The 20,816-nt window shown below is 53.2% G+C and carries 20 protein-coding genes, 1 pseudogene and 3 riboswitches; of the genes and pseudogenes, 20 read left to right on the top strand and 1 reads right to left on the bottom strand.

Going from position 1 to position 20,816, the window contains the following annotated elements; all coding sequences use genetic code 11:
• From VHE34_RS00515 to VHE34_RS00545, 7 genes and pseudogenes are all read left to right on the top strand, one after another.
• Window positions 1-1,149, top strand: coding sequence for an efflux RND transporter periplasmic adaptor subunit (locus VHE34_RS00515; RefSeq protein ID WP_325583448.1), 1,149 nt, complete (start codon window positions 1-3; stop codon window positions 1,147-1,149).
• A 44-nt stretch (window positions 1,150-1,193) separates the two neighbouring features.
• Window positions 1,194-1,670, top strand: a complete 477-nt coding sequence (locus VHE34_RS00520) for a hypothetical protein (RefSeq protein ID WP_325583450.1) — start codon at window positions 1,194-1,196, stop codon at window positions 1,668-1,670.
• Between the two features lie 31 nt (window positions 1,671-1,701).
• Window positions 1,702-2,574, top strand: coding sequence for a hypothetical protein (locus VHE34_RS00525; RefSeq protein WP_325583452.1), 873 nt, complete (start codon window positions 1,702-1,704; stop codon window positions 2,572-2,574).
• Window positions 2,575-2,754: 180 nt separating this feature from the next.
• Complete coding sequence (locus tag VHE34_RS00530; RefSeq protein ID WP_325583454.1) at window positions 2,755-3,087, top strand: metalloregulator ArsR/SmtB family transcription factor; 333 nt, start codon at window positions 2,755-2,757, stop codon at window positions 3,085-3,087.
• A 57-nt stretch (window positions 3,088-3,144) separates the two neighbouring features.
• A complete protein-coding gene (locus VHE34_RS00535) occupies window positions 3,145-3,621 on the top strand; it encodes an arsenate reductase ArsC (protein WP_325583456.1) in 477 nt (158 codons plus the stop codon).
• A 12-nt stretch (window positions 3,622-3,633) separates the two neighbouring features.
• Window positions 3,634-4,479 carry an arsenite methyltransferase gene (locus VHE34_RS00540; RefSeq protein WP_325583458.1) on the top strand — a complete coding sequence of 282 codons (846 nt, stop codon included), beginning with the start codon at window positions 3,634-3,636 and terminating at the stop codon, window positions 4,477-4,479.
• Window positions 4,480-4,526: 47 nt separating this feature from the next.
• Window positions 4,527-4,760 (top strand): annotated as a pseudogene (locus VHE34_RS00545) (arsenic resistance protein); the annotation flags it as partial.
• A 604-nt stretch (window positions 4,761-5,364) separates the two neighbouring features.
• On the opposite strand, the gene VHE34_RS00550 reads toward VHE34_RS00545, so the two are convergent.
• On the bottom strand, window positions 5,365-6,231 hold the full coding sequence (locus VHE34_RS00550; RefSeq protein ID WP_325583462.1) for an AraC family transcriptional regulator: 867 nt from the start codon (window positions 6,229-6,231) through the stop codon (window positions 5,365-5,367).
• Between the two features lie 80 nt (window positions 6,232-6,311).
• Between VHE34_RS00550 and VHE34_RS00555 the strand changes: the two genes are divergently transcribed.
• The 13 genes from VHE34_RS00555 (at window position 6,312) to VHE34_RS00615 (ending at window position 20,619) form a co-directional block, all read left to right on the top strand.
• Entirely contained in the window at window positions 6,312-8,165 is a 1,854-nt protein-coding gene (locus tag VHE34_RS00555) for a cation-translocating P-type ATPase (RefSeq protein WP_325583464.1), read from the top strand.
• Window positions 8,166-8,534: 369 nt separating this feature from the next.
• Window positions 8,535-8,615, top strand: a riboswitch (Fluoride riboswitch).
• 39 nt (window positions 8,616-8,654) lie between these two features.
• Window positions 8,655-10,070: a voltage-gated chloride channel family protein gene (locus tag VHE34_RS00560; protein WP_325583466.1), complete on the top strand. Its 1,416-nt coding sequence runs from the start codon at window positions 8,655-8,657 to the stop codon at window positions 10,068-10,070.
• A complete protein-coding gene (locus VHE34_RS00565) occupies window positions 10,001-10,369 on the top strand; it encodes a DUF190 domain-containing protein (RefSeq protein ID WP_325583468.1) in 369 nt (122 codons plus the stop codon). The genes VHE34_RS00560 and VHE34_RS00565 overlap by 70 nt, the downstream gene beginning before the upstream one ends.
• Window positions 10,370-10,379: 10 nt before the next feature.
• Window positions 10,380-10,820: a universal stress protein gene (locus VHE34_RS00570; protein ID WP_325583470.1), complete on the top strand. Its 441-nt coding sequence runs from the start codon at window positions 10,380-10,382 to the stop codon at window positions 10,818-10,820.
• Window positions 10,821-10,866: 46 nt separating this feature from the next.
• Window positions 10,867-10,934: riboswitch (Fluoride riboswitch) on the top strand.
• Between the two features lie 31 nt (window positions 10,935-10,965).
• Window positions 10,966-12,279 carry a chloride channel protein gene (locus VHE34_RS00575; protein ID WP_325583472.1) on the top strand — a complete coding sequence of 438 codons (1,314 nt, stop codon included), beginning with the start codon at window positions 10,966-10,968 and terminating at the stop codon, window positions 12,277-12,279.
• 23 nt (window positions 12,280-12,302) lie between these two features.
• Window positions 12,303-13,604, top strand: a complete 1,302-nt coding sequence (gene eno / locus VHE34_RS00580) for a phosphopyruvate hydratase (protein ID WP_325583474.1) — start codon at window positions 12,303-12,305, stop codon at window positions 13,602-13,604.
• A 1-nt stretch (window position 13,605) separates the two neighbouring features.
• Window positions 13,606-14,157 (top strand): inorganic diphosphatase, encoded by a 552-nt coding sequence (locus VHE34_RS00585; protein WP_325583476.1) that lies wholly within the window; start codon window positions 13,606-13,608, stop codon window positions 14,155-14,157.
• On the top strand, window positions 14,154-14,930 hold the full coding sequence (locus VHE34_RS00590; RefSeq protein ID WP_325583478.1) for a metallophosphoesterase family protein: 777 nt from the start codon (window positions 14,154-14,156) through the stop codon (window positions 14,928-14,930). Before VHE34_RS00585 ends, VHE34_RS00590 begins: the two co-directional genes overlap by 4 nt.
• A 27-nt stretch (window positions 14,931-14,957) precedes the next feature.
• Complete coding sequence (locus tag VHE34_RS00595; protein WP_325583480.1) at window positions 14,958-16,169, top strand: MFS transporter; 1,212 nt, start codon at window positions 14,958-14,960, stop codon at window positions 16,167-16,169.
• 10 nt (window positions 16,170-16,179) lie between these two features.
• Window positions 16,180-16,953 (top strand): metallophosphoesterase family protein, encoded by a 774-nt coding sequence (locus tag VHE34_RS00600; protein WP_325583482.1) that lies wholly within the window; start codon window positions 16,180-16,182, stop codon window positions 16,951-16,953.
• 12 nt (window positions 16,954-16,965) lie between these two features.
• Complete coding sequence (locus VHE34_RS00605) at window positions 16,966-18,672, top strand: dynamin family protein (protein ID WP_325583484.1); 1,707 nt, start codon at window positions 16,966-16,968, stop codon at window positions 18,670-18,672.
• Window positions 18,669-19,355, top strand: coding sequence for a response regulator transcription factor (locus VHE34_RS00610; protein ID WP_325583486.1), 687 nt, complete (start codon window positions 18,669-18,671; stop codon window positions 19,353-19,355). Before VHE34_RS00605 ends, VHE34_RS00610 begins: the two co-directional genes overlap by 4 nt.
• Window positions 19,342-20,619 carry a HAMP domain-containing sensor histidine kinase gene (locus tag VHE34_RS00615; protein ID WP_325583488.1) on the top strand — a complete coding sequence of 426 codons (1,278 nt, stop codon included), beginning with the start codon at window positions 19,342-19,344 and terminating at the stop codon, window positions 20,617-20,619. Before VHE34_RS00610 ends, VHE34_RS00615 begins: the two co-directional genes overlap by 14 nt.
• Before the next feature lie 117 nt (window positions 20,620-20,736).
• Window positions 20,737-20,805: riboswitch (Fluoride riboswitch) on the top strand.
• Window positions 20,806-20,816 lie beyond the last annotated feature (11 nt).

Below are 20,816 nucleotides of genomic sequence, written 5' to 3' on the forward strand. Positions count from 1 at the left end.
ATGCACCAATACACCCATCATACCGAACACAACATGCACCACCCCAACAAACCGACTCGGTTCCTATCCGGCCTGATGACCACCGCGGCCGTACTCTTGTTCAGCGCCTGCGGTCAGCCTTCCGGCTCAAACAATACCGCCGCCACCGGCCGTGCGCAAGACACCGCCCAGGTATTCCTCCTCAAGACCGACACCGTCAAAAAAACGGTCGATCTGCCCGGCGAGCTGCAACCCTACCTCCAGACCGATCTCTTCGCCAAGGTGCAGGGCTATGTTCGCGACATGAAAGTCGACATCGGCGACCGCGTCCACAAAGGCCAAACCCTTGCCGTCATCGAAGCCCCCGAGGTCAACACCCAGGTCGCCCAATCCCAGGCCGCTCTGGCCTCCGCCAAAGCCAAATACACCGCCAGCGCCGACAAATATCAACGCCTCTACCAGGCTTCCCAAAGCGCCTCCCCCGGTATCGTCGCCCCGGTCGACCTCGTCACCGCCCACGACCAGATGGAAGCCGACAGCGCCGCCTATGAAGCCGTGAGCCAGCAATCCAAGGCCTACAAAGAAGTGTCCGGTTATCTCTACTTAGCCGCGCCCTTCGACGGCGTCATCATCGCCCGAAAGGCCGATCCCGGCGCCCTCGTCAATGCCAATAGCATGCTGCTCACCGTGCAAGACAATAACATACTTCGCCTGCGCGTATCCGTACCCGATGCTTATGTGGCCGCCGCCACCGGCCACCGCGACCTTTCTTTCTCCGTCGATGCCTACCCCGAACAACGCTTCACCGGCACCCTCACCCGCAAGACCGAATCCATCGATCCCGTTACCCGCACCGAACTCTGGGAATACGACGTCGACAACCGCCCACATCTCCTGAAAGCAGGCGCCTTCGTCTACGCCCGCCTCAGCCTGAAACGCAACACCCCGTCCTTCGTCGTTCCACCCGCCGCCATAGCAACGACCCTCGAACGAAAATTCGTCATCCGTGTCCATGAAGGAAAAGCCCAATGGGTCGACGTCCGCCAGGGCATGACCACCGACAACGGCATCGAGGTCTTCGCCGATCTCCACCCCGGCGACACCCTGCTATCCAAGGGCACCGACGAACGCAAACCCGGAACTACCGCCTATTGGAAACTCAGTCATTGACAAATCCAATACCCTATGTATTGTTCACGAATAAAAATAAGGTTATGAAAAAAGCACTATTTATCCTGCCCGCGCTGATGCTCACTATCGCCACCAGCGCCCAATCCCCCGACAACGGGCCTGTGCCGCAAGCAGTAACCCGCGACTTCGCCAGCCGTTACCCGGCGATCACACCCAAAAAATGGAAACAAGACAAAGAAGGACAATACATCGCACAATTCCACATGCGTGGCAACCCTTCCGAAGCGTACTATGACAGAGGCGGCAATTGGCTAAAGACACAAAGCCATATAAAATGGACAAAGAATCTTCCCCCCGCTGTCAGGACCGCGCTGCGCAACAGCACATATGCTTCGTGGTATGTCGAGCATATGCAGGAAACGGACAGCGACGACCACAAGCGCTTCTACATCGACGTGAGCTATGTCGATAATTATATGGAAGGCGCGGGATCCAAAGACATCTATCGCCTAACGTTCACACCGGAAGGCCAGCTTCTTCAATCCGAACAAATCCATTAAACCAAACACATGAAAATCTCCCATACGCCTCATGAACACGCACCCCCATACCGACACCATCAAAAACGACTGGGAACAGTTCAAGAACCTCACCTACAGAGACCGCCTCGCCTTCTTTGACCAGAAGTACACCCTTCTCCCCTTCGAATACCCTTCTTTTGATCCCCACCTATCTTTCTTCTTCGATCCCGTCCAGTCCGACCGACTGTTAAACCTTTACCAGGCTGAAGCCCATCGGAAAAACCTCTATGTCCGCGAACTGTCTTCCGCCGGGAGGACATATCGCTTCGATGTCCGCCCCCTTAGCTCCAAACAGTGGATATTCAACCACTACCTGATCACCAAGTTCATCGCCCAGGCAGACGCCCCGCAGCCATCCGTCCCTATCGAAACAATCCAACCTCTGCTGAACAAACTCCGCCACCAAATTACCAGCAGCGAACGCAACAACCCCCTCATCAAATTCATGACCGTATTCTACGCCGGCTACACCGATTATCAACAATACGGCCTTCTCACCCCCAAGGGCACCCGCAAGCTTATCGAACTATACCTCTATAGCCAGGGGCTTCTCCTGGCCCGGTACTTCGAAAGCCCCCTGCCCGCATCGCAACAAATCGCCCCGCCGGCCGACGACCAACGACGCCTCGAACAACAACTCATCGCCGCCTCCCAATTAGGCATCATTCAATACCTCCAGACCCATATCGGACAATCCCCCCTACCCCCCGCCAAACTCGCCCGCCTCCTCTGTCTTATCCTCGGCGAAAAAGCATCCGCCTCCGAAGCCGTCCAGGCCATACTCACCCACCTCCACACCCCCCGCGGCCCCCGCCAGCTACGACAACAACAAACCGTCATCAAGCGCCAAATCCGCGACATCATCGGTTCCGACTGTACCTAATTGAAAATAAGAAAGCATAAAAGCTCAATGATTACGAACTACATATGTGCGGCGGTTCAGCCTATCGAGTATGAAATTCTTATATCAATCAAACAAATGGGCCGCACAGTGAACGCCATTCAAAAAAAAATTTGCCGGCTAAGTTTAAATATCGTAATATTGCAATGAAACAATAAGTACATGGGCCTCACGAAGTCTGAAATATTCACCGATAAGCAAAACAAGCTGGCCAGCATGATGAAGGCCTTGGCCCATCCCGCCCGCATCGCCATCATCCAGCACCTGCTCAAAGCCAACGCCTGTATCAATGGCGACCTGGTCGAGGTCCTGGGCCTGGCACAGCCGACCATATCCCAACACCTGAAAGAATTAAAGACCGCCGGCCTGATTCAGGGCACTATAGAAGGGACCAGTGTATGCTATTGCATTGAGCCGAAGACCTGGGCCACGTATCAAAAAGAGATCGGCGCCCTGTTCGCCGCCTACAAAGGTCCTGACAACTGCTGCGGATAACCACAGCCTTTTTTTTGACCCAAAGCATCGCAATATCGCAATATTAATATACCGACTGTGACCAACAAACACAAAATCCTCTTTGTCTGCATTCATAATTCCGCCCGCAGCCAGATGGCCGAAGCCTTCCTGAAAAGGTATGGCGGCGAGGCCTTCGAGGCCGAAAGTGCGGGCCTGGAACCCGGCACCCTCAACCCCAACGTCGTCAAAGTCATGCAGGAAATCGGCATTGACCTCGCCGGCAAGCCCACCCAGGGTGTCTTTGATCTATTCCAGCAGGGACGCCTATACAACGCCGTTATCACCGTCTGCGACAAAGAAGCCGCCGAACGCTGCCCCATCTTTCCCGGTATGGTCAAACGCATACCCTGGTCATTCAAAGACCCGTCGAGCTTCACCGGCAGCCCCGAAGAAATCCTACAGCAGACCCGCCAGGTCCGCGATGAGATCGAACAGCAGATCAAAACCTTTGTCCAGGACGCCAGCCAGATAAGCTATTGGATACCCGCTACCGAAACCAATCCCTCACATTAAACGATATACATCATGGAAACGACCGAACAGATAAAAGAAATGGTGCGCGAAAAGTACAGCGCCATCGCCCTCCAGGACAAAGAAGACAACGCAGCCTCCTGCTGCGGCTCCGGCTGCTGCTCCATCGAGACGGCCAACATCATGACCGACGACTACAGCACCCTTGAAGGCTACAACCCCGACGCCGACCTGGGCCTGGGCTGCGGATTGCCCACCCAGTTCGCCAGGATCAAAAAAGGCGACGTGGTGATCGACCTGGGCTCCGGCGCCGGTAACGACGCCTTCATTGCCCGCAAAGAGACCGGCGAAACCGGCCGCGTGATCGGCATCGACTTCACCCCCGCCATGATCGAGAAGGCCCGCTCCAACGTCGATAAGCTGGGCTATAACAATGTCGAATTCCGCCAGGGCGATATTGAAAAAATGCCCGTTACCGCAAACGTCGCCGACGTCATCGTCTCCAACTGCGTCCTGAACCTCGTCCCCAACAAATACGGCGTCTTCCAGGAGATTTACCGCGTCCTTAAGCCCGGCGGCCATTTCAGCATATCCGATATAGTCCTGGTCGGCGAGCTGCCCGCTAAAATCCGCGAGGCCGCTGAAATGTACGCCGGCTGTGTTGCCGGAGCCATCCAGAAGAACGAATACCTGGCCCTAATCGGGACCACCGGGTTCAAGGCTATCACCCTCCAGAAGGAAAAGCCCATCACCGTCCCCGACGACATACTGGCTCAATACCTCAGCCCCGAAGAAATCACCACCTTCAAGACCTCCGGCACCGGCATTTACAGCATCACCGTCTTTGCGGAAAAACCCAAAGAAGCAAAGACCTGCTGCGGACCCGATTGCTGTCAATAACTATATCAGGGAGGGGTATCCGCCCCCCCCATTATTCAACCAACGATATGAGCGCCAACAACTGTAACCCTACACAACGCAAACAACTGTCCTTCCTCGATCGGTACCTCACCGTGTGGATCTTCGCCGCCATGCTGATCGGTGTCGCCCTGAGTTCTCTCGTGCCCGGCACGGCGGATTTTGTCAATTCCTTCCAATCCGGTACCACCAACGTTCCCATCGCCATCGGCCTGATCCTGATGATGTACCCGCCCCTGGCAAAAGTCAGGTATGAACAGCTGGGTAACGATTAAAACACTGCACTAAGCCTACCAGAAAGTTACAAAATCCGGAGGCGCAGAAAGGACGCCCCCAATGTCCGCGTTAAAAGACTACTCGGACCCACTGCTTGATTTGTTTGCACGGATGGCCCTAAAAAGCCTCAACCTGCCCGGAGACAGGTATGTCAACGTCCACGGGGAATTAAACTCGTACAGGCTATTTTATAATAGATGCCAAAATACCGATATGGAACATTTATTATCATCTTGGGGGTATAAACTCTTGCAAATAAATTGCTGTCGGCACCACGCCTAAATTCTTAGGTATTTTCCTTCCCCCAGCTATTCCGCAACCATCCACCGTCCCCACCCAATAATTCTGCCACTAGAACGAGTACCCGGAACAAACTATACACCCGCATTCTCGAAGAAGCCGCTCGAAGCAATGGCGACATCAAATTCGCTGCCGAAGCCATGCCCTCTGTCCGGGTGTTGAATCCATCCCTGCCTATTCCCCAAACTAACGGCCCGGCGCAATTCGCACCAGCGCCCGAGTGACAAAAGTCACGCTCGGCAGAAAACTACAACGTATCTCTGTTGCAAATTCGGTTTTTGGGGGAATTGTTCACGCCCCTTTAGTTTTTTTCCGGTAGGCGCTTGCTGTAACCGAAAATTTCCTTTTAAAAAGCTTATTCAAATGACTTTCGTCTGTAAAATCCAATTCGGCCGCAACGCTGGCGATGCTAAGATCGCTGTATAGCAACCGGGTCTTAACCAATTGTAATTTATAAGCCGATATATACTCTTTCAGCGTTGTTCCCGTTTGTTGCTTGAAGTAGAGGCTGATGTGGTCTTTTGATTTGTGGAAATTGCGGGCGATGTTCTCTATTTTCAAGGCATCTTTGTCATAGATATTTTGATGAACAAAATTGATAATACCCTGCACCAATCTTTCCGCGCGCGCGGTTTTTAAAGGGAAAATCGACTGTCGGCGGATATGACGGGCAATGAGTTGAAGCAGTAAAAAAACGATATTTCTGCTGATGCTTTCTGTTCCGTAATCCCCCTGCTCTTTTTCCAATAACAATCGTTTGATCAACAGTTGTGCCCAGGCGCTGTCCTCTTCATCGGCAATGATATTTCCCTTAATGCGGTGATGATTATGAAAAATATATTCCATTTCCTCAAAAAGAGACGCAGACTGGAATTGATCTTTATCCTGGCTGCCGATAAAGGCAAAAAAGCTACCGGTAAAATCTACAATGCAAAATTCGCTCGGTATAGCTACCTTAAACGTATGCAGGTCCTGCGGCGTGAGCAGGAACATATCTCCGGGTGTGTAGTCAAACTGGTTGCCATTGATGACATGTTTTCCATGACCATTTAGCACACAAATGATCTCAAAATGGCGGTGGCGGTGCGGCGGAGAATTATTGGCTTTGATCTTTTTCACCGTCATATCAAAATCCAGATCCCGGGAATAGCTCATCATCCCGCAAATATACCTAAAAACGCAGTTTTTTTACCCATTTTTTGCGGGAACATGGTATAGTTTTGCGACATAAATTAAAAATGATGCCTGAACAGGAACATGAACACCCTCATCATAAAGAAGATCTTATCCGCATCGGAGCGGTAACCATCGCTTTGCTGCTCAGTTGGCTTGGTGCATGGAAGTACGTGGCGTCATTCGACTTCATCGCCATCCTCGCCACCCTTGTCGGAGGATACCCGATGTTTAAAGAAGCTTTTGAGAACATCCGCGAGCGCCGCATGACCATGGAACTTTCGATGTCCATCGCCGTCATAGCCACCCTCGCTATTCAGCAATATTTTACGGGCCTGGTTATTACTTTCTTTGTACTGATAGCTGAATTTTTAGAGCATCTCCTTGTTTCGCAGGGCAGAAACGTAATTGAAAAATTAATAGCACTACTTCCGCGAAAAGCTACCGTACGCCGCGGGCAAATAGAGAGCGAATCGGACATTACCGATATACAACCGGACGATATTGTAATTGTAAAGCCGGGTGCTTCCATTCCAGTGGACGGTATAATCGTAAAAGGGAATTCCTTTGTCGATCAATCTTCGCTCACCGGAGAATCCATCCCTGTCGAAAAAACGCAAGGATTGGAAGTGTTCGCGGGGACATTGAATCAATCCGGCATTCTCGAAGTGCAGGTAAAACGAGTCGGCCAGGATACGACTTTTGGAAGAATAATTGCCATCATTGAGGAAGCCGAGCAATCCAGGGCGCCCATCCAGAAAACTGCCGATAAACTGGCTGCAAGGTTGGTTTACCTGGCGCTGGCCGGTGCTGCTATCACCTGGCTGTTCACCCATAATGCCGTATCTGCCATTGCTGCGCTGGTAGCCGCCGGCGCATGTGGAGTAGCCGCCGGCACTCCTCTTGCTGTTCTGGCAGGTATCGGTCGGGTCGCCAAGGAAGGCATCATTGTTAAAGGAGGCGTTTACCTGGAACAACTGGCTACAGTAGATACGGTCATTCTGGACAAAACCGGCACTTTGACGCTCGGCGAACCCGCCGTAATGAACGTTGAATGTTTTAACGGTATCAGCAAGGAAGAGGTCTTACAACTGGCCGCCTCTGTGGAACAACACTCCGAACACCCCATTGCAGCGGCGATCAATAGCAAAGCAAAAACAGATAAGCTTCCACTCTTTTCTTACACTAATGTCCAGTATCTTCCAGGACAGGGTATGATTGGCATCATCAATAACGATGAGATCCTGGTAGGCAACTCCAATCTTGCAGCGCAAAAAGCGGGTGATTTTGATACCGCTGTATCGGCTTACCTGGGTAGGGAAAGGGAAAAAGGATATACAACGGTTTTCGTTCTTCAGAACAATACTATTGCCGGCGCTATCAGCGTTGCCGATGTAATAAGACCGGAGGCCCGGCAGGCCATTGAAGCTATGAAAAAACTGGATTGCAGGGTCCTGCTATTGACCGGCGATCAGAAAACGGTAGCCACGGCCGTTGCCCGTTCTTTGGGCGTAGACGAGGTTTATGCAGAAATGCTGCCCGCGGAAAAAATGGAAAAGGTGCGGGCACTGATGCAGTCCGGAAAGAAAATTGCAATGGTAGGTGATGGCATTAACGATGCTGCAGCCCTGGCAGAGGCGACGGTGGGTATCGCAATGGCCAGCGGAACTGCCGTTGCCCTGGAAAGCGCCGATATGACACTCATGAACAACAACCTATTGAAAATAGCAGAGGCCCTGCAAATAAGCAGGCAATGTATGAATGTAATCCTATTTAACTTTTGGGGGACAGTAATAGTTGATATATGCGGTATTTCCCTGGCGTTTGCCGGGTACATTACTCCCCTGGGAGCGGCCCTTATTCATGTTATTTCCGAACTGACCTTTATTCTTAATTCAGCCAGGCTTTTTCGAAAATAATGCAGAGTACCGCGCCAGCGGCCCATAGATCTTCCGGAAAAGCGGTTCTGTCGCCGTCGGTAGAACCAACGGCGCAAATCGCGTCTGTCACGTATCCATGGCGACCTCAATAACGAGCTCAGCCTGATAGAGTCCAATCTACTGAAGACGATCCCAGAATGCTCGTCGAGATATTCTTAAAGCACAACCACCGAATGGCCGAGCTCGTTCCCAAAGAATTTGCTGCTGGCACATTGGAAAGGTATAAGACCAGTCTAATCCGCACGACCGAATTTATGGCGGGATACAGCTTATTTTATATAGAGACGCAACATCCCTTAAACATCCAACCATTTTTTGGCTTATCTCTGTCCACGCCCTATCTTTGCGGCCATTCAAGGTGATGGTGTCCACCTACTTAACCGCCCCGGAGGCTACGTCGATCCGGACGCTAATGGCGCCTACAAGCGATTAATATACAACTATTAATATAAATAACGTTTGTAGGTAATGAAGCAACTGAAGAACCATTTCGAAGGCCTTTTCATCGTCTCCCATCTCTTCCGCTGGACCATGCTGACCCTTCCCGTGTCCCTGGTCGCCGGCTCCCTCGTCGCCCTTTTTCTCTGGCTGCTCGACAAAGCCATCCATTTCCGGTTTGCCCATCCCTGGCTACTATTCCTGCTGCCCCTCGCCGGTATCCTCATCTACGTCCTCTACCGCTTTATGGGTAAGAATTCCGAAGGCGGCAACAACCTCATCATGGATGAGATCCACGAGCCCGGCGGCGGCGTGCCCGCCCGCATGGCCCCAATGGTATTGCTGACCACCGTCATCACCCACCTCTTCGGCGGCAGCGCCGGCCGGGAGGGAACGGCCGTCCAGATCGGCGGCAGCATCGCCCAGTTCTTCGCCCGCCGGTTCAACCTTTCGAAGGAAGATGTTCGTATGCTCCTAACCACCGGCATCGCCGCCGGCTTCGGTGCAGTCTTCGGCACGCCTATCACCGGCGCCATCTTTGCCCTCGAAGTGCTCGCCCTTGGACGGATTCGGCACAATGCCCTGCTGCCGTGCTTTATCGCCAGTTTCCTGGCTGATCAAACCTGCGCCGCCTGGGGTATCCATCATACCCATTACCACATCGATTTCCAGGAGACAGGCGCCGTTTTTCTCAACATCTTCCATTTCGACCCGGTCCTGCTGGCAAAGGTCATCGGGGCGGGTGTCCTTTTCGGCCTCGCCGGTTATGCCTTCGCGGAGACTTCCCATACCATCAAAAATTACAGCAATCGCTGGATAAAGCGAAAATGGCTGATCCCGGCAGTGGGCGGCGCAATCATCATCGGTTTCACCTATCTTCTAGGTACACAGGATTACCTGAGCCTTGGTGTCCTCGGGATGAATTCCCATTCCGTCACTATCCCGTCCTGCTTCCAGCCAGGCGGCGCCACCAGCCTTAGCTGGCTCTGGAAGCTGCTATTTACGGCAATCACTCTTGGAACCGGCTTCAAAGGCGGGGAAGTGACGCCCCTTTTCTTCATCGGCGCTGCCCTGGGCAATACGATCGCTACCCTGACAGGCGCCCCGGTCGACCTGTTGGCAGGCCTCGGCTTTATCGCCGTCTTCGCCGGCGCGACCAACACCCCTATAGCTTGTACGATCATGGGCATAGAGCTCTTTGGTGGAAGCCATGCGCTGTATTATGCCATTGCCTGCTTCACCGCCTACTATTTCAGCGGGCATTCCGGCATTTACCATGCTCAGCGCGTAGCCGTATCGAAGGTAGATGAACTCGGCCACCATCATAATAATACGTTAAACGAAGTCAGAAACACCCGCATAAAAAACAGAAAACAATGGTTGAAAAGATCAAAACACATTCTCTCGGAAAGCTCGAAATCTATATCGAGCCGGCGCATAAAGTAAGGCACGGTCAGCGTACCCTGTTCCGCCGCATGTTCCCCAAGTCCGCCTACCTGCACATCATCCAGGAGGCGAAAAAAGACGGTATCATGAAGGCCTCCGCTTATAGTACACACGCCAGCTATGCCGGCGACGAAGATATCCAGTCGTTCAGCGCTGATGGAGACAACTCGGGCGTGGCGATGTGCGTCCAGATCGTCGACAAAAAGGAAAAGCTGCAGGAATTCTTTTATAAGCACAAGGACCTGCTCCGCGGAAAAGTCGTCATTTATAGGGAGGTAGAATTTTGGGACGTCGATTAAATTTTCCATCATGTCATTCGAAAAAATTCTGATTGCCGTCGATGACAGCGCCGAATCGCTGAAAGCTGCCCGTTCGGGCTTTGAGCTTGCACACCGCCTGAAGGCCACCATTGCACTTGTCTTCGTGATCGATGTCGGCAAGGAGATCGTCAATCCCGACCTGGGGATGACCCCGCGTGAAAGTAAAGCCGTATTGCAACAAGAGGCAGAACGCACCCTGGCGCAATTCATCAGGATGTTCGATGGTATCGGGGAAGTTATCCGCTTTATGCCGGAAGGAGTTCCCGAAAAGGAGATCGTCAAGATCGCCGCTGAATGGCAGGCTGACCTCATTGTAATGGGTACCCATGGCCGCCGCGGTCTCGGTCGCATGCTAGCGGGCTCGGTTGCGGATCACGTTATTCACCATGCGGGAGTGCCCGTACTCGTTATGCCACCTAAAATGGAATGACCGAGGCAAACAAATTTTATTTTTACCGTCTATTGGCGTAATTTTCAGCTCGCAAGGGGATGGCGTTCCCCCTCATCAACCGCCTTTCGGAAGGACGATGACGCCTACATGTAAATTAATACGATCATTGATTTATTAAGTAGGTATGCCTTTCAACTTACCACGTCGTCCAGATTGGCCAGCGCTTCAGCGTACTCTTCGCTGGAGCATCCTCATCCTTGGCCCAGCTGCTGTCACCGCTATTCTCACGGCCATTCTGCTCAAATTAGTCGACGTCGAACAAAGGTTTCGTTTCTCCCATCCCTGGCTAATCCTGTTGCTGCCGGCGGGTGCCCTGGTTATCTACTTTTTTCAGCGACCCTATCCCCAAAAGGCGGGCCCGATGGCACTGCCCGGACTCCACGATATCCGAAGTGGCTTGTCACGTTATTCCATTCCTTTCATCTATTGCTCCACCCTGCTCACGCAATTCCTGGGTGGCAGCGCCGGCCGCGAAGGTGGCAGCTTCCAGGCCGCCTCAGGTATCGGCCAACAGTTCGCCGGCTGGTATTCGTCGGAAGCAGTTTCCAAGGGGGTCGTCGTTTCCGGCAGCATTGCATCTGCATTCGGAGTTCTTTTCGGCACTCCCGTTGCTGCGGCTTTCTTTGCCTTGGAACTGCTCCGCGCCGAAAAGCTACCCTATAGCGCCCTCGTTCCCTGCATAGTCGGCGGATTTACCGGCATAGGTATTTCTTCATTTTTCGGCACTATGCCCTCACAATTCAAATACCTCTTTACCCATACCCTTGGCATGAATGTCAATGGGCCCTTCCAGCCGGACCTGCGCCTGGCACTGGCCACCGCTGGCCTTGCCGTCCTTCTCGGTCTCCTGTATTGCGCATTCACCGAGGCTACCCGCCAGATCCGCTACCTGACATCCCGGCATGTTCGACCGGGCTGGTTGTCCCCGGTGCTTATGGCCCTTGTCCTGGCCGCGTTGGGATATTTTTCCCCTGTCAACGAATATCTCGGCCTCGGTATCCTGCCCTCCTCCGCGAATGCGCCCTCTATCCTAACGGCCTTCCAGTCCGGCCCTATCGATTCTTTCGGCTGGCTGTGGAAGCTCTTGCTGACCCTGTTGACACTGGCTGCCGGATTTCGGGGCGGCGAGATCGTCCCCCTTCTTTTCATAGCCTCCTGCCTCGCCCATGTCCTGGCTCCCCTTGCCGGCATCAGCGTCTCCGTCATCGTACCGATTGCCTTCGTAGCGATATTCGCGGCTGCCGCCAACACCCCGCTCGCCGGCATTTTCCTCGGCGTAGAGCTCTTCGGCAGCCGGTATATCGTCTATTTCGCCCTGGGCTGTCTTATCGCCTATTTCTTCAGTCCGCCTACGAAAACACCTCACCGGCTTATCATCCGGGGAATACCGAAGCTCCTGCTCAGACAGACCCATCCTGAAACTGAGCCGAACCAATAACCTTTATAAACAATCATACTACCATGATCATCGAAAAAGTACACGCCCGGGAAGTATTGGACTCCAGAGGAAATCCCACCGTTGAAGCAGAAGTGACACTCCGGGACTCTAAATCATCCAACCGCGAACCTGTCACCGGCATCGCCATCGTGCCTTCCGGCGCCAGCACCGGCGAGAAAGAGGCCGTCGAGCTTCGTGACGGAGATCCCCGACGCTACCAGGGAAAGGGCGTAAGCAAGGCCGTCGCCAATGTCAACACGACCATCGCGGCATCGCTACGTAACCTAAACATCCTTTCCCAGCAGCACCTTGACGAAGAGCTCATCCGCCTCGATGGAACTTCCAATAAATCGAAATTAGGCGCCAATGCCATCCTGGCCGTATCCATGGCCTTCGCCCGTGCCTTTGCCCTTGCAGAACGCACATCACTGTACCGCACCTTCTTTCCGGGCGGCCCGCTGTCCTTACCCGTCCCCTGCATGAATGTCATCAACGGCGGCCGCCACGCAGACAACAATGTCGATTTCCAGGAGTTCATGATCGCACCGCACAACGCCCCCAGTTTCAAGGAGGCTATCCGCATGGGCGAGGAAACCTTCCACGCCCTTAGAAGCATTCTGAAAACCAAGGGTTATTTCACCGGCGTAGGCGATGAAGGCGGCTTTGCCCCCAATCTCCGCAGCAACGAAGAAGCTGTGGAAGTGATTCTCGAGGCTATCACCAAGGCCGGCTATCACCCGGGAAAAGATATTTCGCTTTGCCTTGACCCCGCCACCAGCGAAATGTGGGAAGACGGTCAATACGTATTCTTCAAATCCACCAAAGAAAAGATCAGTTCCGACCGGCTGCTGGCCCTGTGGAGCGACTGGGTTCGCCAGTACCCCATCGTTCTGCTTGAAGACGGCATGGCCGAAAACGACTGGACCGGCTGGAAATCGCTTACCGCACAGTTGGGCGGCAATATCGAACTCGTGGGCGATGATATCTTCTGCACCAACCCGGCTATTCTCAAAAAAGGTATTGAAGAGCGCGTTGCCAATTCCATCCTTATTAAGCTCAACCAGATTGGCACCGTCAGTGAAACCCTGGAAACGATTCGCCTTGCCTACAAGAACAACTACAACTGTTTCATCTCCCACCGCAGTGGAGAGACCGAGGACACCACCATCGCCGATCTTGTCGTGGGCACCAACGCCGGCCATATCAAGACAGGTAGCGGCTGCCGTAGTGAACGCATTGCGAAGTTCAACCGCCTTCTCCGAATCGAAGAAGAATTGGGATCCCAAGCCGTCTTCATAGGCATCAAAGCATTTAAAAATAAATAAGATGACTATGCTTACTACGTTGCATCCCTGGCATATTCCGATCGGTGACCAAGCGCCTGCCGTCGTCCGCACCGTTATCGAGATATCCAAGGGAGCCCGTACTAAATACGAGCTGGATAAGCCCACCGGCCTCTTGCGGCTTGACAGGGTGCTCTACAGCGCCATGTTCTATCCCATGAATTACGGTCTGGTGCCGCAAACCTGGTTTGCCGATGGAGACCCGCTGGACATCCTGGTCATGTGCTCCCAGGACATCGAGCCGCTTTGCGTCGTCGAGGCCCGGGTCGTCGGCATCATGCATATGGAGGACGAGAACGGTGCAGACGACAAGATCATCTCTGTCGCCGCGCATGACCCGGCCTTCGGCCATATCCACGACCTGCCCGATATTCCTAAACACCACATGACAGAGCTCCAACACTTCTTCGAAAGCTATAAGACGCTGGAAAAAAAGAAGGTCACTGTCGGGAATATGTATGGCCGTGAAAAGGCCCAATCGTGCATCCGGGAAAGCATGGCCGCCTACCGGGAAAAGTTCAAGACCAAGCCATGAAACTCGCCTTCATCAGTGACATCCATGCCAATCTGCCGGCCCTCGAAGCTACCCTGGCCGGCCTGGATTCCCAGCGGCCCGATGCTATCTATTGTCTCGGCGACCTGGTCAATCAGAACGTCTGGAACAATGAAGTCGTCGAGATCATCCGGCAGCGAGGTATTGCCACCGTGCGGGGAAATCACGATGAAGGTATCGGAACCGGCAAAAGCCGTTTCCGCTTTTCCTATACTTTTCCGGAAGCCCGGCAGTGGGGGCTCGAAGCCATTGCCTATACGCTTGCCAACATCAAACCCGAAAACCGTTCTTTCCTGGCCGGCCTGCCCTTTTCGCTGCGCTTGAGCATCCGCCACCGGAGCGAAAGCCCTTTTACGCTGCTGCTGGTCCATGGCGGCCCCCGAAGCATCGACGACACCCTGTTTCGACATCTTCCCGCCGGTCAATACCGCCAGTATCTAGACGCAGCCGGGAGTGATGTGCTGGTATGTGGTCAGGCCCATGTACCCTATCATTATCGGTTTGCTGATGAAGATAAGCAGCCGGAGGCCTTTCGTCATGTCCTATGTCCGGGTTCGGTCGGCAAACCACAGGATGGCGATTGGCGCGCTTCCTATCTTATGCTGACGTTGGATGTTAATAAGAACCTCCGCAGCGACCCTACCGCCCTGCAAGTCGATTTTTTCCGCGTATCCTATGATCTCGAAAAAGCAGTAAAAGCCATCAAAAAAAGCAAATTATCTACCTGGTACGGAAGCTGCCTTATCACGGGATAAGATAAAACAAAACAAACGACGCTTAGCATGGAAATAAAATCGACCGAAGTCAGCGTCGAGAATCCGGCCAGAAAAAAGGCCATCCGGTTTATCATCTTTTTAGGCTGTACCAGCCTCTTTGCCGATATGACCTACGAAGGCGCCCGCAGCGTCAACGGCCCCTTCCTGCAAACCCTGGGCGCCAGTGGAACTGTCGTCGGCATCGTCGCCGGATTTGGCGAATTGGTAGGTTATGGGTTGCGCCTATTCTCCGGCTACCTCAGTGACAGGTCGCACAAATACTGGACCATCCTCTTGACTGGTTATATCTTCAACCTGCTGTCCGTGCCATTGCTGGCCTGGGCAGGATACTGGCAGGTAGCTGTGTTGCTCATGATTGCCGAACGGGCGGGCAAAGCCATCCGCAATCCCACCCGCGACGCCATGCTTTCCCATGCTTCCAAAGAAACCGGGAGAGGTTGGGGTTTCGGGTTGCATGAATTTATGGACCAGCTCGGCGCCACCGTTGGTCCCTTGTTGGTCAGTGCCGTGTTGTTTTACCGGCACGACAACTACCGGAATGCCTATCTGTTGCTATTGATCCCGGCGCTTTGCGCTCTGTCGGTGCTTCTGGCGGCCAAAAAATTGTACCCCCGCCCGCAGGATCTCGAGATCAAAACGGTTCACCTGGAGCAGGCAGAAACCTTCACCAGCACCGGCTTTATCTTATACACTATAGCCGCCATGTGCCTCGCCACCGGCTATGCGGATTATCCGCTGATCGCTTACCATTTCAAGCAGCAAGCTCTGCTCAAGGACGTCTGGATACCTGTACTCTATGCCGCCGCCATGCTTAGCGAAGCTTTTTCCGCCCTATTGATCGGCCGGCTGTACGACCGGATAGGCGCATTCACGTTGCTCGGCGCTACAGTACTGAGCATGTTCTTCGCCCCCCTCGTTTTTTTAGCTAACGCTCAATGGGCGATCGCAGGCATGATCCTGTGGGGCCTCGGCATGGGCGCCCAGGGCTCCATCCTGAAAGCCATCGTCGCCGGCATGGTAGCGCCGGAAAAAAGAGCCACTGCTTTCGGCCTGTTCGACACCTTCTACGGCGTCGCCTGGTTTGCCGGCAGCGCCTACATGGGCTATTTGTATGATCATTCGCTCATCAACCTGGTCGTATTTTCCATGAACATGCAGCTGCTCTCCATCATTGTCCTTGGAATATATATCCGGAAAAATAAAACAACCCGAAAGTAAACTTGATCCCATGAAAATTGCATTTATCAGCGATATACACGCCAACCTTCCCGCCCTGCAAGCCGTGCTGGCGGACATCGTCCTGCAAGAACCCGACGACATCTATTGTCTCGGTGATCTCGTGAATTTTGCCGGCTGGGACAACGAGGTGATCGAGCTGATACGAACCCGTGGCATTACTACCGTGCAAGGCAACCACGATGAAGGGATTGGGTACCAATTGACCCAGTTTCCGTATTCATATACCAGCAGGGAACAAAAAATATTTGGTGAGCAGTCCATCAGGCAGGTAGAAACACGGATCACTGCCGGAAATCGTTCCTTCCTGCGGAACCTGCCTTTTTCTGTTCGCATGGAATACCGTTTTCCGTTTCATTCCTTTTATGTGTGTCTCTTGCATGGCAGTCCTGTCGGAAACGATGATTATATTCGTCCCGATGTGCCGGACGATCACCTGCGAGAGCAATTGGAGGCAGCAGATGCCGACATTCTGCTCATGGGCCATACGCACCAGCCTTTTCACCGGCCGGTCTATTGTGAACAGCAGAACCGAAAATTTTACCGGCATGCGATCAATGTCGGGTCGGTGGGAAAACCGAAACATGGAGATCCCTCCGCCTGCTATGTCCTTCTCGAATTCGGGAAGAATTTGCAATTGGAGGACCCAGGCAGCATCCGGGTGACCTTCCGATATGTTCCCTATGACGTGGAAGCTGTTCTGGCGCAAATCCACCGGCTAGGCCTGGGTAACGCCTATGACGAAGGATTGAGAAAAGGTCAATAATCTACCATCCGCATGCAGACACAAGTTCCGATATTATCCGATCTCTGCCTCCAATTGGACCGGCTGCAACAAACAGCCGGATCATTGGCCGACCGGGATTTCTATCGGGAGCTTGACGAACTTCGGGTAAAAGTCACGGAACAAAAACTTAACCTCGTGGTCGTCGGTCTCTTCAAACGGGGCAAATCCTCCCTGGTCAACGCACTCATAGGCAAAGAGCTCGCCCCTGTAGCCGTGACTCCCCTTACCAGCGTCATTACCAGCTTCGAATACGATCCCGCGCGATCCTATGCCCGCATCTGCTATCTGGGTGGAGAGATACAAGAGGCGCCGACGGAAGCCGCGGCACAATATATCAGCGAAGAAGAGAACCCGGCCAATACCAAAAGAATAGAAACGGTGAGACTGTTCGATCCCTCGCCCTTGCTCCAACAGGTCACCCTCATCGATACGCCGGGCCTGGGTTCCGCCTATATCCACAATACCGAGAGTACCCGCCAGTTCATTCCGAAAATAGATGCGGCGGTATTCGTCCTCAGTGCAGACCTGCCGGTATCACAGGCGGACCTGGAATTTTTGCAGGAGCTTAAAGCCGTGGTCCCCCGCATTATTTTTGTCCTGAATAAGATGGATCTCCTGTCCTCCGGCGATCTGGACCGCCTGGTGGCACACGACAAAAAAGTCCTGCTCGAAAGAAAGCTGCTCGATCCGCAAGATCCGATCCTGCCGGTGTCGGCGAAAGACTGGCTCACCGTCCGCAGCCCGGAGAGCGGCATCCAAAACATCCTGGATATTCTCGATCGCCTGATCACAGGCGAAGGGAAAAGCCTGTTGGGAAATATCTTTGCCCAACGCTACCGCTGGCTGTGCTCCCGGCTTTTGGCCCAACTGCGTCTAAAGCATGACGCCCTCCTGATGCCGATGGAAGCGCTGGAATTGAAACAATCCCGGCTCCGGGAGGTGATCATGCTGCTGGATTCCCAAAAGCAAGAGTTCGAGAACAGCATACGCGGCGAAACACGTCTTATGCAGGAGCACATACAGCGCATCCTTCAAATGGAAGCCGATGCCCTCCGCAACGAATTTCGCCAGAGCACCGCTACGGCGTTAGCCCGGCCATCGGACACCGCCGTCCTCCACGATCATATGGCTCACTGGAACCGGCAGTTATTAGATCGCTTCGAACGATGCCGCCACCAGCTCGAAGCTGGGCTGAAAGAGAAATTTATGGAAATACTAACCCAATACAGCCGGCGATCCCAAAGTTTCCTGAACGAGCTCATTGAACATCTGTCTTCGATAATGGGAATCGATTTCGACATCATCGCCGGCCGGTTCGATCTGGAAGTGTATGCTCCGTTTTATCTGTCCGCAGACCCGGGACCTTTTGTTTCATCCCAGCCCTCACTGTTCGAAAGGCTATTACCCGCCGCCAGCAGGAAGAAACGCCTGTTCAAGCGACTAACCGCACATTTTGACACCCTGGTGGTCCAAAACTCTGCTGCCGTCATTTATGACCTTCAATATCGTGTCCAGGAATCATTCCGGCAATTCAGCTATGAGCTCGACCGGCGCCTGCACGACCTGGTAGAGAATCTGGATAAACTCATTGCCGACGCGATAAGCGCCAAATCGCGAAAGCAACAGGAGGTAACTCTTGAAATTCAAGACCTCCGGCATCGAATCGAAATAATTGAACAACTGATCCCATCATCATGAAACTACTCATCATAGAAGACGAACCGGCCTTACAGCAGAACATCGCCGAATATTTCCACCGCAGGAATAGCCAGTGCGTGGTGGCCGCCCACCTCGACGACGCCAGGGAAAAATTACTTTTCGGCACTTTCGATTGTATCATCCTGGACATATCCCTCCCCGGCGGTAATGGCCTTGACCTGCTCCGGGAAATACGCGAACAGGACAGAAAGGAAGGCGTTATCGTCTTAACGGCCCGGGATTCCATGGAAGACAAGATCCGGGGCCTGGATCTCGGAGCCGATGACTACCTTACCAAGCCCTTTCACCTCCCGGAACTGAACGCCCGCATTAATTCGGTCATGCGTCGCAGGCACTTCGACGGCAGCAAACACCTCATCCTTAACGAACTGAAATTGGATATCGACGACCGGCAGGTGTATGTGCATCACCGCCCCATCCTGTTGAGTCGCAAAGAAACGGCTTTGCTGCTCCTGCTCGTCTCCAACCAACGCCGGATCGTTTCTAAAGCAGCCATTGCGGACCATCTTTCAGGCGACGACAGCGGATACGCAGGAAATAACGACCTCGTCTACTCCCATATGAAAAACCTGAAAAAGAAGCTGGCCGAAGCCGGGTGCCGGGACTATATCAAAAACATTCATGGCCTCGGCTATAAATTCGACTGCCATGAAGCTCCTTAATAAAAGTATCCGTCAGCTGGCGCAATATGCCTTGCTCATATTCCTCATTTGTGTACCCCTGTTCTACTTTATCATCGAGCAGCTGTACATCCAGGATGTCGATGATGCCCTTTTCCTGAAAAGGGACGAACTACGCGTACGTGCCTCCCATCTGCATACCCAGCGGGATATCGATCTTTGGCTAGCCATGGACGACGATGTCCGGATTGCCCCCTTATCCCGAACTGCCGCCGGCGACAGCATCTATTTCACCCAATACCCGCTGCCCCATGAGATCGAGCCCTACCGGGAGCTGGTCAGCAGCATCACGATCGAAAACCGGCCTTACCGGCTCATCGTAAGAGCTTCCCTGCTCGAAAGCCGGGACCTTATCATCGGTATTGCCGAGGCCCAGGCCGTGTTACTGCTCCTTTTGCTCGCCGGCTGGGTCCTTATCATCCGTTTCCGTTCCAGGAAGACCTGGCGGCCGTTCTACAGTACCATTGCGAAGCTTCGGCAATACGAGCTCGACGGGGGGCATCTTCCGAATTTCGAGCCATCTGCCATCCGGGAGTTTGACGATCTTAACAAGGCGATCACCGAGCTCGTAAGCCGCAACCATCGCGTATACCTGAGCCAGAAAGCCTTCATTGAAAACGCCTCCCATGAAATGCAGACACCCCTGGCCATTTTCCGGTCGAAATTGGACAATATGATCGAAGGCCGTTCGCTCACCACAAGGGAATCCGAAGACTTCGAAGTGCTCTATGAGGCCGTCCAACGGTTGCATCAACTCAATAAAGGGCTATTATTATTAAGCAGGATCGGCAACAACCAGTTCCCTGAGTCCAGTGATCTGTCCGTGGCCATGCTGCTGCACAATTCAGTATCCTTTCTCCAGGACATGATCGAAAGCAAAGGCATCCGCCTCCAACTCGAACCGGCGCAGGATGTCCGCATGCAAGGCAGCGAGACCCTCGTTCAAATGATGATCACCAACCTGCTGACCAACGCAATCCAGCACAACCATCCGAATGGCACCGTCTCCATCCATCTCGCAGATGCCAGGTTGACCATCGTCAACAGCGGTCATCCGCTGCCGTTCCCCAGTGAAGATCTTTTTACCCGCTTCAAAAAACACGCTTCTCCGCAAAAAGGTCTGGGCCTTGGTCTGGCCATCGTCAAAGAGATCGCGGACAAATACGCCCTTCCCCTTCGCTATGAATATTCCGATCCCTTGCATTCCTTCAGTATCCATTTTCAATCCTCAAAAGCAATCGTATGACGAGAGTCCTAGCAGCGGGCGGCCTGGTGAGTTACCGCAATACCTCCGCAACTCCTATGAGAATATCCGGCAAATCGGCGAAAAATGCCTGTTGCAGGGGAAAATTTCGTAACTTCGAGATATCACGGCGATGGAGTTCGCCTTTAAACGTCTCGCCCGCCGCGGACTAATGACTCCTGCTCATAGTTTACCCAAAA

Source organism: Puia sp., from assembly GCF_035546395.1.
Taxonomy (GTDB): domain Bacteria; phylum Bacteroidota; class Bacteroidia; order Chitinophagales; family Chitinophagaceae; genus Puia.

What these genes read in the sequence shown, in the direction of transcription:
- VHE34_RS00595 (WP_325583480.1), top strand. Translation starts at nt 14,958, where the DNA reads ATGGAAATAAAATCGACCGAAGTCAGCGTCGAGAATCCGGCCAGAAAA.
- VHE34_RS00610 (WP_325583486.1), top strand. Translation starts at nt 18,669, where the DNA reads ATGAAACTACTCATCATAGAAGACGAACCGGCCTTACAGCAGAACATC.
- VHE34_RS00525 (WP_325583452.1), top strand. Translation starts at nt 1,702, where the DNA reads ATGAACACGCACCCCCATACCGACACCATCAAAAACGACTGGGAACAG.
- VHE34_RS00540 (WP_325583458.1), top strand. Translation starts at nt 3,634, where the DNA reads ATGGAAACGACCGAACAGATAAAAGAAATGGTGCGCGAAAAGTACAGC.
- VHE34_RS00515 (WP_325583448.1), top strand. Translation starts at nt 1, where the DNA reads ATGCACCAATACACCCATCATACCGAACACAACATGCACCACCCCAAC.
- VHE34_RS00570 (WP_325583470.1), top strand. Translation starts at nt 10,380, where the DNA reads ATGTCATTCGAAAAAATTCTGATTGCCGTCGATGACAGCGCCGAATCG.
- VHE34_RS00520 (WP_325583450.1), top strand. Translation starts at nt 1,194, where the DNA reads ATGAAAAAAGCACTATTTATCCTGCCCGCGCTGATGCTCACTATCGCC.
- VHE34_RS00605 (WP_325583484.1), top strand. Translation starts at nt 16,966, where the DNA reads ATGCAGACACAAGTTCCGATATTATCCGATCTCTGCCTCCAATTGGAC.
- VHE34_RS00600 (WP_325583482.1), top strand. Translation starts at nt 16,180, where the DNA reads ATGAAAATTGCATTTATCAGCGATATACACGCCAACCTTCCCGCCCTG.
- VHE34_RS00560 (WP_325583466.1), top strand. Translation starts at nt 8,655, where the DNA reads ATGAAGCAACTGAAGAACCATTTCGAAGGCCTTTTCATCGTCTCCCAT.
- VHE34_RS00550 (WP_325583462.1), bottom strand. Translation starts at nt 6,231, where the DNA reads ATGATGAGCTATTCCCGGGATCTGGATTTTGATATGACGGTGAAAAAG.
- VHE34_RS00615 (WP_325583488.1), top strand. Translation starts at nt 19,342, where the DNA reads ATGAAGCTCCTTAATAAAAGTATCCGTCAGCTGGCGCAATATGCCTTG.
- eno (WP_325583474.1), top strand. Translation starts at nt 12,303, where the DNA reads ATGATCATCGAAAAAGTACACGCCCGGGAAGTATTGGACTCCAGAGGA.
- VHE34_RS00530 (WP_325583454.1), top strand. Translation starts at nt 2,755, where the DNA reads ATGGGCCTCACGAAGTCTGAAATATTCACCGATAAGCAAAACAAGCTG.
- VHE34_RS00590 (WP_325583478.1), top strand. Translation starts at nt 14,154, where the DNA reads ATGAAACTCGCCTTCATCAGTGACATCCATGCCAATCTGCCGGCCCTC.
- VHE34_RS00565 (WP_325583468.1), top strand. Translation starts at nt 10,001, where the DNA reads ATGGTTGAAAAGATCAAAACACATTCTCTCGGAAAGCTCGAAATCTAT.
- VHE34_RS00585 (WP_325583476.1), top strand. Translation starts at nt 13,606, where the DNA reads ATGACTATGCTTACTACGTTGCATCCCTGGCATATTCCGATCGGTGAC.
- VHE34_RS00575 (WP_325583472.1), top strand. Translation starts at nt 10,966, where the DNA reads ATGCCTTTCAACTTACCACGTCGTCCAGATTGGCCAGCGCTTCAGCGT.
- VHE34_RS00555 (WP_325583464.1), top strand. Translation starts at nt 6,312, where the DNA reads ATGATGCCTGAACAGGAACATGAACACCCTCATCATAAAGAAGATCTT.